Raw genomic sequence first — 15,766 nt, forward strand, 5'->3', positions numbered from 1 at the left:
TAATATGAATTGTAATGAAAATGATATTTAACAATATATCGTAGTAATACTAAATTAGTTATCAGAATCCTGACCGTCCATTGTATATACAGTACGCTTTCTTGCCATTTCGTCATTTTCAAGATATTCATCATAAGTAGTAACTTTATCGATTAATTTACCGTTTACAATTTCAATGATACGGTTAGCTGTTGTCTGAACTACCTGATGATCTCTTGAAGAGAATAATAATACGCCAGGGAATTTGATTAATCCGTTGTTAAGTGCTGTAATACTTTCCATGTCTAAATGGTCAGTAGGTTCGTCAATAATTAAAACATTAGCACCTGAAATCATAAGCTTTGATAACATAACTCTAACCTTTTCACCACCGGATAAAACTCTAACTTTCTTAACACCGTCTTCGCCGGCAAATAACATTCTTCCAAGGAATCCTCTTACATATGTAGGATCTTTAATCTCAGAATACTGTGTTAACCAGTCAACAATAATGTCGTCACAATCGAAATCTTTTGTGTTGTCCTTAGGGAAATATGACTGTGAAGTCGTAATTCCCCATTTATATGAACCTTCATCAGGTTCCATTTCGCCTGCTAAAATCTGGAATAATGTTGTTTTAGCAAGTCCGTTAGAACCTACAAAAGCGATTTTGTCTTCATGTCCAACTACAAATGAGATGTCGTCTAATACTTTAACACCATCAATTGTCTTTGATAAATGTTCTACAGTTAATACTTCATTTCCAATTTCACGGGCAGGACGGAAATCAATATATGGATATTTACGGCTTGATGGTTTAATGTCGTCAAGTTCGATTTTTTCCAAAGCACGTTTTCTTGATGTTGCCTGTTTTGATTTAGAAGCATTAGCACTGAATCGCTGAATGAAGTCCTGCAATTCTTTGATTTTTTCTTCTTTCTTTCTGTTAGCTTCTTTCATCTGCTTAACGATTAACTGACTTGATTCATACCAGAAATCATAGTTTCCGGCATAAAGCTGAATCTTAGCATAATCAATGTCTGCAATCTGAGTGCAGACTTTATTTAAAAAGTATCTGTCATGAGATACAACAATAACTGTGTTGTCAAAATTGATTAAGAATTCTTCTAACCATCCGATAGCATCTAAGTCTAAGTGGTTTGTAGGTTCGTCAAGAAGAAGAATATCAGGGTTACCAAATAATGCCTGGGCAAGTAATACTTTAACCTTTAAATTACCGTTTAAATCTTTCATTGTGCTGTAATGGTATTCTGTATCTACACCTAAACCATTTAAAAGAGTAGCGGCATCACTTTCAGCTTCCCATCCGTTCATTTCTGCAAACTCACCTTCTAATTCTGAAGCACGGATTCCATCTTCATCACTAAAATCAGGCTTTGCATAAATGGCATCTTTTTCTTTCATAATTTCGTATAATCTCTGGTTACCCATAATAACAGTATCAAGAACAGTATATTCATCATACTGGAAGTGATCCTGCTTTAAGAATGAAAGACGCTCACCCGGAGTTATAATAACTTCACCGCTTGTTGGCTCAAGTTCACCTGTGAGAATTTTTAAAAATGTTGATTTACCGGCACCGTTAGCACCAATTAATCCGTAACAGTTACCCGGTGTAAATTTAATATTTACGTCTTCAAATAAGGCTTTCTTGCCAAATCTCAATGAAACATTACTTGTACTTATCATTTAATATTACCTCTCATGAATTTATAATACTCAAAAATTTTCCGTAAATTAGAGTATATCAGTTTTTATGTATTAAAGCAACGGTGAAAAATACATATAAATAGGAAAATAAAATTTTGAAAAATAGCAATTGTGACAATGAAAAATAAAATTATAAGGATGTAAAATTAAATTCAAGGTTTCTCTTATATTTTTACTATGATATAATTACATTTGTATTAGGGTCTGTAATAAGCAATAATGTATTGCGTAAACAACAAAAGCTTAAGTTTACTTACAGATTTTTATGATAAAAATGGTCAGCAAATCAAGGAGGCAGCATGGATATAACTAATATAAAAATCACAAGAGGAAACCCTTTAATAATGGGGGCAAGCGTAATTGGAAATAAAGTTAATTTTGCAATTACCGCAAAGAATACAAGTCAGTGTAAAGTGATTCTTTATGACAGAGAGACAGGAAAAGAAGAACAATTATCATTTGAGGCTTCTCAGGTTATAGGCAATGTTCATGCAATGTCAGTAGAAGGTTTGGATTATAGAAAATACGACTATAATTTTATTGTTGATGGAAATATTGTAACTGATTTATATGCAAAGTCGCTTTCAGGAAAGAAAGAATGGGGAGTACAGCCACAAAATTTAAGAGGAACAATTATAGATGATGATTATGATTGGGAAGGTGATGGCCCATTGCATCATCCATTTGATGAAACAATAATATATCGTTTGCATGTAAGAGGGTTTACAAAGCATAAGAGTGCAAAGTCAAAGCATCCGGGAACATATCTTGGAATTGTAGATAAGATTCCGTATTTAAAGGAACTTGGAATTACAATGATAGAACTTATGCCGGCATATGAATTTAATGAAGTATATGTTGAAAAACAGCCGACGTCAATGAAAGGTAGCTTTAGTATTCCTAATGAAAAATTAAATTATTGGGGATATACCGATGGATATATTTTTTCTCCAAAGGCTTCTTACGCTTATGCTAAGGAATCAGGCAGTGAAGTAGATGAATTTAAATATATGGTAAAGGAACTTCATAAGAACGGAATAGAAGTTTCAATGGAATTTTTCTTCCCGGAAGGAACGAATCCAACACTAATTTTAGATTGCCTTCATTATTGGGTTATGAGTTATCACATAGATGGAATTCATGCAAATTGTGAGCCGGCGGTTATGAAGATGATTCAGACGGATAATTTGTTATCAGATACAAAGATTTTTACATATAGTTTTGCTGCAGATACGGATTTTTATAATGACAGACCTGAAATAAAGAACCTTGCTAATTTTAACGATGATTTTATGGTGACAGCAAGAAGATTCCTTAAAGGGGATGAGGATATGCTTAATACCATTTCATATAAGATTAAGGCAAATCCACCGGGAGTAGCCTATGTAAATTATGTGGCAAATCATAACACATTTACATTGTTTGACATGGTTTCATATGACAGAAAATATAATGAAGACAATGGTGAAAATAACAATGATGGTGCAGTATACAATTATAGCTGGAATTGTGGATTTGAAGGTGAAACCCGCAAGAAAAAGGTAATGGATCTTAGAAAGAAGCAGATGAAAAATGCTTTGGCATTAGTATTACTTAGTCAGGGAGTACCGATGATTTATGCAGGAGATGAGATGTGCAATTCTCAGAAGGGAAACAACAATCCTTATTGTCTTGACAATGAAATTTCATGGACAAACTGGAATACTAATGCATGTGCAAAAGAAATATTTGCATATACAAAGGCAATGATAAAGTTTAGAAAAGAACATAAGATTTTACACATGCCTGAAGAATTAAGATTAATGGACTATAAATCATATGGACTTCCGGATATGTCATATCATGGAAGTAAAGCGTGGTATCCGGATTTCGCACATATTAACAGACATTTTTCTGCTATGTATTGCGGAGTATACGCCATGGAGGCAGGAAGAGACGAAGAGGCAGATGTGTATGTAGCCTATAATATGCATTGGGAACCACAGAAATTTGGAATCCCATCAGCAAGAAAAAAGAAAAAATGGGAATTATTATGCACAACTGATTCAAATACAGCTTACGATGGTGACAGAATATTTACTGCCCAACCAAGGAGTGTGGCAATTTTAATTGCAAAATAATACTAGAAAGGAAAAGCCAATTACAATTTAATGTAATTGGCTTATACATAATCTATGAATTTTCAGGAATTAAATAAAAAAGGAATGGGGATGTATATTGATTTGGATAAATATGGACTATCCTCATTTGCCTTAAAAATTATAGCTGTAGTGACTATGCTTATTGACCATATTGCTATGGCTTTTTTAGCGCAAGGCAGTAGTTTATATATGGTAATGAGAAGTATTGGAAGATTGAGTTTTCCTATATATTGCTTTTTACTTGTTGAAGGATTTTATCACACAAGAGATAAGAAAAAACATTTATATAGGCTTTTGCTATTTGCTGTTGTTTCGGAAGTACCTTACGATATGATACATGGACATTTTATAAATCTATTAGGTCAGAGCGTAATGGTAGGACTGCTTATAGGCTATATAATGATATGGATTTTATATAATATATCAATGTTTAGAATAAGATATCCAAAAATCTTATTAAAAGTATTTAGTTTTGGTACATTAAATTGGATTACCCAGTTAATTGCTGTATTTGGCGCTATGGGACTTGCATATATGCTAAAGGTTACTTACAGTTATACAGGAATTTTACTTATATTCTTTTTCTATACATTTAGAGAATATCATATAGGAAAAGCAATTGGAAATATGGTATTTAATATGGGATTTTATTCTTTGGGTATTCAATGGCTTGGAAGTTTAAGTGTTATTCCTATTGCCTTTTATAATGGAAAAAGAGGAAAATATAAATGGAAATGGTTTTTCTACCTTTTCTATCCGGTTCACTTGTTTGTACTGGCTGTAATTAAAATAGTTGTCTATTAAAAAGGTTTGTGTTATAGTACTCGATTGGAACTAAAAAATTATTAAACTAAAATTATTATAGATTGTTATATACTTAATATTTTAATAATCATGAGATAGCAGCTTGGAGGAAAAATGAGTCAGGAAATAGCAACAGAAGTAAAAGAAGAAAATAAAATGGGAACAATGCCTGTAGGTAAACTGATTTTTAATATGTCATTGCCTATGATGGTATCAATGCTTGTTCAAGCATTGTACAATATTGTGGATAGTATATTTGTTGCCAAATTGTCAGAAAATGCGTTGACAGCAGTTTCGTTAGCGTTTCCATTACAGACATTGTTAATTGCAGTGGGAGCAGGTACCGGAGTTGGTATGAACGCTTTATTATCAAAGTCATTGGGAGAAAAGAATTTTAAAAAGGCAAATGACACGGCGGCAAATGCAGCAGTATTATATATTTTAAGTTATATTTTATTCTTGATTTTAGGATTTAGTGTTGTTAAACCTTTTTATTTAAGTCAGATTGGCAATGCAGATGTTGAAATAATGGAAATGGGAATTGAATATTTGAGTACAGTTATGATTTTCTCATTTGGGTTATTTACACAGTTTTTCTTTGAACGTTTATTAACATCAACAGGAAGAACTATTTTCAGCATGACATCACAGCTTACAGGTGCAGTAACTAATATTATTTTAGACCCTATTTTAATATTCGGTTTATTTGGGGCACCAAAAATGGGTGTTACAGGTGCGGCGATTGCGACAGTTATTGGACAGTGTGTTGCAGGAATTGTGGCAGCCGCATGTAATCATAAATATAATCATGATGTTAAATTAAGCTTTAAAGGATTTAAACCGGACTTAAAAATTATTGGAACAATATATGCAGTAGGTGTTCCATCTATTATTATGCAGTCAATAGGTTCAATTATGACATATTGCATGAACCGCATTTTAATAGAATTTTCATCGACGGCAACGGCTGTTTTTGGTGTTTACTTCAAATTACAGAGTTTCTTCTTTATGCCTGTATTTGGATTGAACAACGGAATTACACCTATTATTGCTTATAATTATGGAGCAAAGCAGAGAAAACGTATGATTCATACCATTAAATTAAGTATGGCAGTAGCATTTTGTCTGACGTTTGTTGGATTTATAGCATTTGAAGCAATACCACAGGTACTTCTTGGAATGTTTAATTCTTCACAACAGCTGTTAGAAATTGGTATACCGGCACTTAGAATAATAGGAATTCATTTCTTAATTGCATGGTTCTGTATCGTTGCGGGAACAGTATTTCAGGCTTTAGGAAAAGCGGTATTTAGTATGATAGTTTCTATTATGCGTCAGTTATTTGTTTTAGTACCGGCAGCATATATTCTTGCAAAAGTAGGCGGATTACATGCAGTATGGTGGTCATTCCCAATTGCAGAAATTATTTCGTTGGCAGTATCACTTACATTTTTAATAAGGATTTATAATACAATCATAAAGAAATTACCGGAAGGAAGAGCATAGTTTAGGAGGCAAAAATGCTTTACATAATGCGACATGGAAAAACTGAATGGAATGAATTACATAAACTTCAGGGAAGAACAGATATACCATTAAATGAAGAAGGAAGACAGATGGCAAAAATTGCCGGGGAAAAATATAAAGATATTAATTTTGATGTATGTTATTGTTCACCTTTAGTAAGGGCAAAAGAAACAGCCAAATTGGTTCTTGAAGGAAGAAATGTTCCTATTATATATGATGACAGATTAAAAGAGATGAGCTTTGGAATATATGAAGGAATGGAAAATCCGGCGAAAGCGACAGATAGTCCTATTCGTACATTTTTTAAAGAACCTGAAAAATACAAAGGAGTTAAGGAAGGCGAAACATTTTATGAGTTGTTTAAACGAACAGGAGAATTCCTTAAAGAAGTTGTTATGCCTGATTTAAATGAAGGAAAAGATGTTCTTATTGTAGGGCATGGAGCAATGAATTCAAGTATTGTGTGTCAGATTAGAAACCTTCCTTTAAGCAAATTTTGGGACGCAGGTATAGAAAATTGTAAATTAATGAAATTAAAATAGTAATAGTAAAGACCCTCTTATTAAATAAAGTAAGAGGGTATTTGTTATATATAACAATATATTTTATTCAGGATAAACTAATTGCTCAGGAGTAATATTTGATAAAATGTCATAATATTTTGCAGCAATAAATTTAGCCATATATAAATTTAAATCAAGATAATTTCCACAGTCTCTTGCACTTGCACCCGGAATATCACCTTCATAGTTCTTTATAAATAGGAACATATCTTTTACAAGCTGCAATACATCATTAGAAGTGAGGTCTCCGGCAAGAATCATATAGAAACCTGTTCTACATCCCATTGGTCCAAAATATATAGTTTTATTGCCCCACTCAAAGTTGTTTCTAAGGTAAGTTGCGCCAAGATGTTCTATTGTATGAATTTCGGCAGTATTCATAACAGGTTCATAATTTGGACGGGTAATTCTAAGGTCAAATGTTGTAAGAACATTATCGCCTACTTTATCTTTTCTTGAAACGTAGACACCCGGTAATAATTTCAGGTGGTTTATTGTAAAACTTGTTATTTTATTCATTTTAAAATCCTCCGTAAACATATGCTTAAATCGTATAATTTTACTATTCTTATAATTATAACACAGGTTGAAAAAAAGTGGAAACGTGTTATACTAAGCCATAGTTGTGAATATTATGGAGAGAGTGAACAGAGAATGCGTGTGAAACACTAGGAGGAAAATATGACAGGACAGGGAAAGCAGGCAATTGATTTAGCGTTGGCAGAAAGTTTCAAGGAACTTGCAAGTAGACATCCTATCGAAAAAATAACTATAAAAGATATTACGGATAAAGCAGGAGTAATCAGACCAACATTTTATAATCATTTTCAAGATAAATATGAACTGATAGAATGGATAGTTATGGAGCAGATTATAAGGCCGGCGGCTCCGTTAATTGAGAATGGAATGTTTAATGAAGCGGTTGTCTTGATGTTTACATCATTAGAAAAAGACAAGCCTTTTTATATGAATGCAGTAAAGTTAGAAGGACAGAATTCATTGCAGAGTATCGCAGAGGATTGTGTAAGACAGATACTACTTGCAATTATGGAGAAAAAGGGACCTAAGATGGATAAGGCTCATCCGTGGATTACGTATGAGAGGGTTGCACAGTTTTATGCGCAGTCTATGTGTTATATCGTTATAGAATGGATAAAGTCAGGGATGAATATCCCACCAAGAGAAATTGCAGCAGCGTATGAATATATGATGACTAAGCAGATGACAGATTTCTTTTAATGTTAAAATTTTGTGTCAGATGTAAAATACAATGATATTACAGTTGAATAAATCAAATATACAAATTGACAGATTTGTATATTTAAAAGAGACATGGAAAAAAGATTGAATATTTAAGTATTCGGTCTTTTTTTTTATACTGAGTGCAGAAAAATAAGAAAGGTGAAGTGATAAGAATGAAAAAATTCGGACAAAAAGTTGTTAAATACAGAGTATTGATATTTGTTATCAGTTTACTTTTATTAATACCTTCTGCATTTGGTTTTATAACAACAAGAATTAATTACGATATTTTATCCTATTTACCACAGGATATGGAAACTATGAAAGGACAGGATATTCTGTTAGATGAATTTGGAACAGGAGCCTTTTCTTTATGTGTAGTTGAAGGAATGGATGAAAAAGATATATCAGCAATGAGAAAGGACATGGAGAAAGTTGAACATGTAAAATCAGTTATCTGGTATGACTCAATTGCAGGCCTTACAGTTCCAATGGATGTTCTTCCAAATGATATCCGGGAATTTTTCAATAATAAAGATGCTGACAGCACATTAATGATTGTTTTATATGATTCATCAATGTCTTCAGATGAAACAATGGATGCAGTAAAAGAATTAAGAAAAGTTGCATCTAAAGATTGTTATATAAGTGGTATGTCGTCTGTAGTTACAGATATTAAAGATTTGGTAATGCATGAAATTCCAATTTATGTAATTATCGCAGCTATACTTTCACTTATAATTTTACAGTTAACAATGGATTCAGCAGCAGCTCCATTATTCTTCTTACTTGGAATAGGAATGGCAATTGTTTATAACCTTGGTACGAATTTCATTCAAGGTGAAATGTCATATTTAACAGAAGCGTTAACAGCAGTACTTCAGTTGGCTGTTACAATGGACTACTCAATTTTCCTATGGCACAGTTATGAAGCACAGTGTGAAAAGACGCCGGATGATCATAATACGGCTATGGCAAATGCAATTAGTGAAACACTTGCTTCAGTAACAGGAAGTTCAATAACAACAATTGCCGGATTTATAGCATTATGTTTCATGACATTTACATTAGGTTTAGACCTTGGTGTAGTAATGGCAAAAGGTGTAGTATTCGGTGTAATTGGATGTGTAACAATTTTACCATCAATGCTTTTAATCTTTGATAAATTTGTTCAGAAGACAAAACATAAACCAATTATCCCTGATGTAGGTAGAATTGGTAAAACAGTTATTAAGAGAAGAGCTATTTGCATAATTATTTTCTTAATATTATTAGTACCTGCAGTATTTGGTTACAAGAACAACAAAGTATACTACGATTTAGTTGGTTCATTACCAAAGACACTTCCAAGTATTACAGCAAATACTAAGATGGATGAACAGTATGCAATGGGTGCAACTCATATCGCAATGGTAGACAGCAGTCTTTCACAGGCAGATGCAAATAGGATGATTAATCAGATGAAAGACTTAGATGGAGTTAAAACAGTATTAGGTATTGATTCAATATTAAGTCCGTCTATACCAAGAGATATTATTCCAAAGAGTCTCTCAGAAGATTTGATTAATGATAAATATGAACTTTTATTAATAAGTTCTGAATATGCGGTAGCATCAGATGAAGTAAATGAACAGTGTATCCAGTTGGAAAAAATAATAAAGAGTTATGACAAGCATGGAATGTTAATAGGTGAAGCACCTTGTACTAAAGACTTAATTGAAACAACAGATACAGACTTTAAAGTAGTTAATGCACTTTCAATTGCAATGGTATTTGTAATTATATTATTTGTATTTAAATCAATTTCATTACCGTTTATTTTAGTAGCGGTTATTGAAGCGGCTATTTGTATGAATATGGGAATTTCATATTACACAGGAACAACATTGCCATTCATTGCATCAATCGTAATTGGTACAATTCAGTTAGGTGCAACAGTTGACTATGCAATTCTTATGACAACAAAGTATAAGAATGGAAGATACTCAGGATTAGGTAAGAAGGAAGCCATTACAAAGGCACTTACAGAATCCATGCAGTCAATTATAGTTAGTGCTTTAAGTTTCTTCGCAGCTACATTCGGTGTAGGTATGTATTCTAATATCGATATGATTAGTTCATTATGTAACTTAATGGCAAGAGGAGCAATCATAAGTATGATAGTAGTTATATTTGTTTTACCGTCATTATTTATGATATTTGATAAATTAATAATTAAAACAAGTAAAGGTTTCATTAACAAAGAGTTAGTTTCAAATAAGTAGGAGGTTCGCTATGAGAAAATCAAATTTAATTAGTAAGAAGTTTATAATAAGAACAATCGCATGTGCAATGACAGTTGTTGTTGCAGGTGCATCAACATATGGATATACAACATTTGCAAATCCGGAGGATGTTTCTACAGAAGAAACTCAGACAGATGTAAATAGTGATGACAAGAGCGAGTTAGAAGATGCAATTGATAATGTTATCTCAGTTTCAGAAAAAGAAATAGGCAAAGATGAAACAGTATATGTAATTGCTGATAACACAGGTAAAGCTACAAGCACAATCGTAAGTGATCATTTAAAGAATGCAGCTGGAGAAGATGTTATTGTAGATAAATCTGATTTAAAGGACATTAAGAATGTAAATGGTGATGAAACATTTACAAAAGATGGCGAAAACATCAAATGGGAAGCAAAAGGAAATGATATTTATTATCAGGGAACTACAGAAAAAGAAACTCCTGTTAATGTTAAAATAACATATTATTTAGACGGAAAAGAAATGACAGCAGATGAAATCGCCGGAAAGAGTGGAAAAGTTACTGTAAGATTTGATTACACAAATAACGAAAAAGTTAAAGCAGACATAAATGGAGCAGAAGAAGAAATTTATGTACCGTTTATCGCAGTTTCAGGAATGATATTAAATGATGATTTCCAGAATGTAGATGTTAAGAATGGTAAGGTAATTTCTGATGGTAAGAATCAGATTGTAGTTGGTATGGCAATGCCTGGAATGAAAGACAATCTTGATTTAAGTGATGATGAAGTTGAAATTCCTGATTATGTAGAAATGACAGCAGATGTTGAAAACTTCAGTCTCGATATGACAATGACAGTTGCTTTATGTAATGAAGGATTTGACATTAGCGATATTGACTTATCAGATTTAGATGAAAAAGTTGATGAAATCGATGATGCAGCTGGAAAATTGCAGGATGGTTCAAGTGATTTAGCTGAAGGACTTGATACATTAAATAACAATATGCCTGAATTTAAGTCAGGAATGGTTACACTTAAAAATGGTATTGCAACATATACAGGCGGTGTAAGTCAGGTAAGTTCAGGAATTAATACATTATATAAATCTTCAGGAAAACTTGTAAAAGGCATGAAGTCAGTTAAAAAAGCTGTAGATGCTATTTATACAAACTTTGGAACAAAAGAAAATTCAAAGACAATCCGTGGTGGTGCTAAAGCACTTGCAGATGGAAGTAAGACATTAAATGAAGGTGTTAATAAGTTATCAACAGGTGCAGATACATTAGCTACAGGAAGTAATACTGTAAGCACTAACATGGAAACATTAAGCAATGGTGTAACAACAATTGCAGGTCAGGTTTCAATATTAAATACTTCAATGACAGATTTGAAGAATGGAGCATTGAAAGTAAGCGCAGGTGTTGATGAAGTAGCTGACACAATTAACGGACTTGGAAACACAATCGCAGAGCAGGAAAAAGGAATTTATACAAAATTAGCTAAAGCCGGAGTTAAGTCATACGATGAGGCTGACAAAGCATTAAAAGATGCTAAGAAACTTCAGACTGCAATTCTTACAGCAATTGCAGCAGATACTTATACAGGACTTGATGCTTATGGTGTTACAGATGCAAAGAGTGCAGCAAAGGTTCTTACAAAAACAACAGAAAATGTTAATTCTTTATCAGAAGCTGTAGCTTCATTGAAAGTTATGGATGAAGTAGCAGACAATGTTTCAGCTAAGAAAGAAGATTTAAAAGAATTACAGGATGGTGCTAAAGAATTGGCAACAGGAGCCGGAAAAGCTGCAACAGGTGTAAATACATTAGACACAACAATGACAAGTGTTGCAACTAGTACAAAGCAGTTAGCTGCAGGAGCTAAATCTGTATCTGAAGGTGCAAGCCAGATTAAATCAGGTTTATCATCAGTCGCATCCGGAAGTTCAGATTTAAAAGATGGTGCAAAATCATTAGATTCAGGAATTGAAACTTTATATGAAAAAGCTATTTCTCCACTTTACACAGGTGTAGGAACATTAAATGACAGTATGCCAACATTAAAGTCAGGTGTTAAGAAGTTAAAAACAGGTAGTGACAAATTAGTTGCAAACAATGATACTCTTAACAAAGGTGCAAAACAGTTAAATGAAGCAACAACAACTATTAGTGATGGCGTAAGCAAGTTGGATGACGGTGCAAATGAACTTAAAGATGGAATGAAAGAATTCAATGATGAAGCAATTCAGAAACTTATTTCATCATACAACGGAGATGTTAAGAAGTTAGTTAATAGAATTAACGCAACTTCAAGAGCAGCTCAGAATTATACAACATTTACTAAGACAGCAGATGGAGTAAACAGTAACGTTAAGTTTATTATTAAGACTGATGGAGTTTCAGCTGATAAATAATAAAAATAAAGCACATAATATGTTATGTGAGTAACATTAGGTTTAGTTAGTTGTGAAAATAAATTGATATTAAATCAATTGATATTCAACCTCAAATTAAAGCAGATAAAAGGGAGGGGTTGTGTGACTTGGATTGAAAATGTAATGATTATATTTGGTATATCCTTTGAAGTATTTGCAATCATGGAGTGTAATGGCTCCATGGTGGCAAATATTAAAAAAAGCAGACTTACTATAATTGGAGTAATTCTTTCGTTGCTTCAGCTTGTAATGCTTGGAGTAGGATATATAATTTCAAGACTTTTAATTAACATAGTAACAACAGCCGACGAAGTAGTTATTGGACACATTTTGGCAATTGCTATATTTGTATTGCTAGGAATAAGGTTAATTATTAAGGCACTAAAGAATGATATAATCAATGAAAAATTAGAAGAGAAAATGGAATTAAAAAAATACATTCTTCCATTGGTGGTAATTGGAGGATATACAATAACTACAGGTATTGCAGCAGGACTTTGTAATACGAATCCTTTGAATTTAGGAATTTTAGTAGTGGTTGTAACATGGGTTGCCGCATATACAGGAATGTATACAGGATACAGAGCAGGATTTGAACAAAAAACAAAGGCTTATATAGCAGGTGGAGCATTGTTGGTTATCGTTGGAATTGACATGGCAATCAGATGCTTTGTATTAGGTTAGAAATTGAAAAATAAACTTAATAAGAAAACCGAAAGTGGTATGAAAACCGACTTTCAGAAAATAAGTATAAAAATAGTGCTTTGCTGGAAAAGTGAAGCACTATTTTTTGCCCTTTGTCAAGAATGGGAGGTAACTCAAGTTAATAACAAGTCTGCGAATTACATTCACAGCCTGGTATTTGTTTGCGTGCAAAATAAGTGAAAGCCGGATTATAACTTTCGATTTTGAAGTATACACATAATTTTTTCGATTCCGATAATCAAATATCCAATAGACAAAATAATAAAAAGTATAATTATTGAAAAAATTGTTACCCGCTCATATCCAAGTTTATTTATATCAAGAAAAAAATAAGGAGCCTCATTTAAATGAAAATATGAAGACGCAGGCACCTGATAGAGTCTTACAAATGTAAAAATAAGATAAACAAAAGGATATAAAGCCCAGATGAAGGGAGCATTTAATTTCTGCAATCCCTTAGGGGCGAAAAGAAGCCAGTCTACAACATAAAAAAGCGGAAGCAGATAATGAGCAAATAAATCTTTTATAGGAAGATTTAAGATGTTATTTATAAGCAGAGGATATTTGTAATTAGCAACCATATAGTGAAATATGAAAAATGTTAAGATTATTGACATAAGGCTCATTCCTTTAAATAAAACAAAAAAATGTGAGTATTCTTTTAAAGCAGTATATTTTTCCGAAAAAGAAATACGGTTATAAATCATTTTGATAATATTTAAAAGTAATATAATAAAACAGAATAAATTAGAAAGTACGGTAAAGTATCCAAAAAATCTAAATGTATTTGGTAAATCATCAATATCAATATGTAAATATAAAGAAAATGATGCTATTCCTAAAACGAATAATTTGAAAATCAGGGAAAAACTAAAAGAATTTATAAAAGCATATCTGTTTTTCATATCTGTAATTACCTCCAAAAAAATAATCTACAAAATGGGTTTACAAAATAATCTGCATAAAAATAGTGTGGGCAAAATGAAAAATATTAATCATGAAAATAAAGCAAAAACAAAGCAAAAAATAAAATTTCTTGAAGTGAATTGGCAGATAAAGTATAATGTATTAGTTAAAGTGGGCAGAATATGTGATTGAATAGAGGAACAAGATGGTACTTAAAGAAAATGTTTTAGATGTAGATACATATTTGATGTTAAGGGGAAAAGTTAAATGGAAACCATTGACTAAAGAACAGGCTAAAAAAGCATTGGAAAACAGTTTATATACAGTTGTTGCATATGAAAATGGCAAACCGGTAGGAATGGGAAGAGTCGTGGGAGATGGAGCAGTTATATGTTATGTACAGGATCTGATTGTAGTACCGGAATATCAGGGAAGTGGTATAGGATACAGACTATTACAAAATATAAAAGAATTTGTTTTAGAATTAAAGATTCCCGGTACGGAAATGATGTTTGATTTAATGTGTGCAAAGGGAAGAGAACATTTTTATAAAAAATGTGGATTTATAGAAAGACCAACGGACAAATTAGGTCCTGGAATGATTCAATACCTGTGATACCAGGGTTATAATTCCATAAACCACATGAGCTTGCTCAAATGTGGTTTATGGAATTCATGACCCGTCCCAACATGAGCATAAAAGTGGAATGAAATCCCACGATATGCGAATGTTGGTCAGATTGCGAGAGTGTGAAGCACGAAGCAATCTGAAGGTATCATATATATGTAAAAAAAGGAAAGATTTAGATAAGGCAGGTGTGATATGAATATTTATTTAATTAGACATGGCAGACAGAACAGTAAATTATGTAATGTTGATGTGGAATTGTCCGATGAAGGTAGAGAGCAGGCGCACTCAGTAGGAAAGCGTTTAGCTAAATATGGAATTGAAGTTGTGTATTCAAGCAATTTAATTAGAGCGAAGGAAACAGCAGATATAATAAATGAATATGTTAAGAAACCAAGATTTGTTGATGAAAGATTAAGGGAAGCAGAGTTTGGTGATTTAACAGGACTTGAAAACAGTGTCCTTAAAGAAAGATATAAGGATTTTCTCGCAGAGCGTTCAAAGATGGAAAAGGATATGGCATATCCCGGTGGTGAAAATTGTGAAATGGTATTTAACAGAGTTTTTGAAGCGATAGATGAGATAGCACATAAAGATTATGAAAATGTAGTGGTAGTAACTCATGGAGGTGCTATAAGGGCATTACTTACAGGCATAGTTAAGGCTGATTATGCTAAGTGGCTTACATTTGGCAGACAACTTGAAAATTGTAGTATATCTGAGATTATGTATGATAAAGATTTGGGAACATATCATATCGAGAGACTTAACGATTATGCTCATTTTGAAGATGAAGACAGATTATTAAGAAAACATTTTGGCAATGGATTTTTGAATCCAAATAAGTAATCAAGGAG

General features: G+C 32.5%; 14 protein-coding genes. 11 read left to right on the forward strand and 3 right to left on the reverse strand.

What is annotated here, in order from left to right; all coding sequences use genetic code 11:
* Positions 1-54: 54 nt before the first annotated feature.
* Positions 55-1,689: an ABC-F family ATP-binding cassette domain-containing protein gene (locus N5B56_RS05440; protein ID WP_022089397.1), complete on the reverse strand. Its 1,635-nt coding sequence runs from the start codon at positions 1,687-1,689 to the stop codon at positions 55-57.
* A 320-nt stretch (positions 1,690-2,009) separates the two neighbouring features.
* Here N5B56_RS05440 and N5B56_RS05445 point away from each other — a divergent pair, with 320 nt between their 5' ends.
* From N5B56_RS05445 to N5B56_RS05460, 4 genes are all read left to right on the forward strand, one after another.
* Positions 2,010-3,830 (forward strand): hypothetical protein, encoded by a 1,821-nt coding sequence (locus N5B56_RS05445; protein ID WP_117910011.1) that lies wholly within the window; start codon positions 2,010-2,012, stop codon positions 3,828-3,830.
* A 90-nt stretch (positions 3,831-3,920) separates the two neighbouring features.
* The gene (locus N5B56_RS05450; RefSeq protein WP_260978531.1) at positions 3,921-4,655 is read left to right on the forward strand and encodes a TraX family protein; all 735 of its coding nucleotides are present in this window, start codon (positions 3,921-3,923) and stop codon (positions 4,653-4,655) included.
* A gap of 114 nt (positions 4,656-4,769) precedes the next feature.
* On the forward strand, positions 4,770-6,161 hold the full coding sequence (locus tag N5B56_RS05455) for an MATE family efflux transporter (protein ID WP_117910013.1): 1,392 nt from the start codon (positions 4,770-4,772) through the stop codon (positions 6,159-6,161).
* Positions 6,162-6,175: 14 nt separating this feature from the next.
* The gene (locus N5B56_RS05460) at positions 6,176-6,724 is read left to right on the forward strand and encodes a histidine phosphatase family protein (RefSeq protein WP_260978532.1); all 549 of its coding nucleotides are present in this window, start codon (positions 6,176-6,178) and stop codon (positions 6,722-6,724) included.
* Positions 6,725-6,787: 63 nt separating this feature from the next.
* On the opposite strand, the gene N5B56_RS05465 is transcribed toward N5B56_RS05460, so the two are convergent.
* Positions 6,788-7,264, reverse strand: a complete 477-nt coding sequence (locus N5B56_RS05465; protein ID WP_260978533.1) for an S-ribosylhomocysteine lyase — start codon at positions 7,262-7,264, stop codon at positions 6,788-6,790.
* Positions 7,265-7,426: 162 nt separating this feature from the next.
* On the opposite strand from N5B56_RS05465, the gene N5B56_RS05470 reads away from it, so the two are divergent.
* From N5B56_RS05470 to N5B56_RS05485, 4 genes are all read left to right on the forward strand, one after another.
* Positions 7,427-7,984, forward strand: a complete 558-nt coding sequence (locus N5B56_RS05470; RefSeq protein ID WP_022089391.1) for a TetR/AcrR family transcriptional regulator C-terminal domain-containing protein — start codon at positions 7,427-7,429, stop codon at positions 7,982-7,984.
* Positions 7,985-8,160: 176 nt separating this feature from the next.
* Positions 8,161-10,251 carry an efflux RND transporter permease subunit gene (locus tag N5B56_RS05475; protein WP_260978534.1) on the forward strand — a complete coding sequence of 697 codons (2,091 nt, stop codon included), beginning with the start codon at positions 8,161-8,163 and terminating at the stop codon, positions 10,249-10,251.
* A 10-nt stretch (positions 10,252-10,261) separates the two neighbouring features.
* Positions 10,262-12,649 carry a YhgE/Pip domain-containing protein gene (locus N5B56_RS05480; RefSeq protein WP_260978535.1) on the forward strand — a complete coding sequence of 796 codons (2,388 nt, stop codon included), beginning with the start codon at positions 10,262-10,264 and terminating at the stop codon, positions 12,647-12,649.
* Positions 12,650-12,772: 123 nt separating this feature from the next.
* Complete coding sequence (locus N5B56_RS05485) at positions 12,773-13,354, forward strand: manganese efflux pump MntP (RefSeq protein ID WP_118565227.1); 582 nt, start codon at positions 12,773-12,775, stop codon at positions 13,352-13,354.
* A 209-nt stretch (positions 13,355-13,563) separates the two neighbouring features.
* Here the strand turns inward: N5B56_RS05485 and N5B56_RS13515 are convergent, their stop codons facing one another.
* Positions 13,564-14,184 carry a Pr6Pr family membrane protein gene (locus N5B56_RS13515; RefSeq protein WP_428979584.1) on the reverse strand — a complete coding sequence of 207 codons (621 nt, stop codon included), beginning with the start codon at positions 14,182-14,184 and terminating at the stop codon, positions 13,564-13,566.
* Here N5B56_RS13515 and N5B56_RS05490 point away from each other — a divergent pair.
* The 3 genes from N5B56_RS05490 (at position 14,084) to N5B56_RS05500 (ending at position 15,758) form a co-directional block, all read left to right on the forward strand.
* Positions 14,084-14,473 carry a hypothetical protein gene (locus tag N5B56_RS05490; protein ID WP_260978536.1) on the forward strand — a complete coding sequence of 130 codons (390 nt, stop codon included), beginning with the start codon at positions 14,084-14,086 and terminating at the stop codon, positions 14,471-14,473. The genes N5B56_RS13515 and N5B56_RS05490 overlap by 101 nt on opposite strands.
* A 13-nt stretch (positions 14,474-14,486) precedes the next feature.
* On the forward strand, positions 14,487-14,897 hold the full coding sequence (locus N5B56_RS05495; protein WP_260978537.1) for a GNAT family N-acetyltransferase: 411 nt from the start codon (positions 14,487-14,489) through the stop codon (positions 14,895-14,897).
* Positions 14,898-15,104: 207 nt separating this feature from the next.
* Positions 15,105-15,758 carry a histidine phosphatase family protein gene (locus N5B56_RS05500; RefSeq protein WP_260978538.1) on the forward strand — a complete coding sequence of 218 codons (654 nt, stop codon included), beginning with the start codon at positions 15,105-15,107 and terminating at the stop codon, positions 15,756-15,758.
* The last annotated feature ends 8 nt before the right edge of the window (positions 15,759-15,766 follow it).

It is taken from the genome of Eubacterium album, from assembly GCF_025336545.1.
Lineage (GTDB): Bacteria > Bacillota > Clostridia > Lachnospirales > Lachnospiraceae > Eubacterium_U > Eubacterium_U album.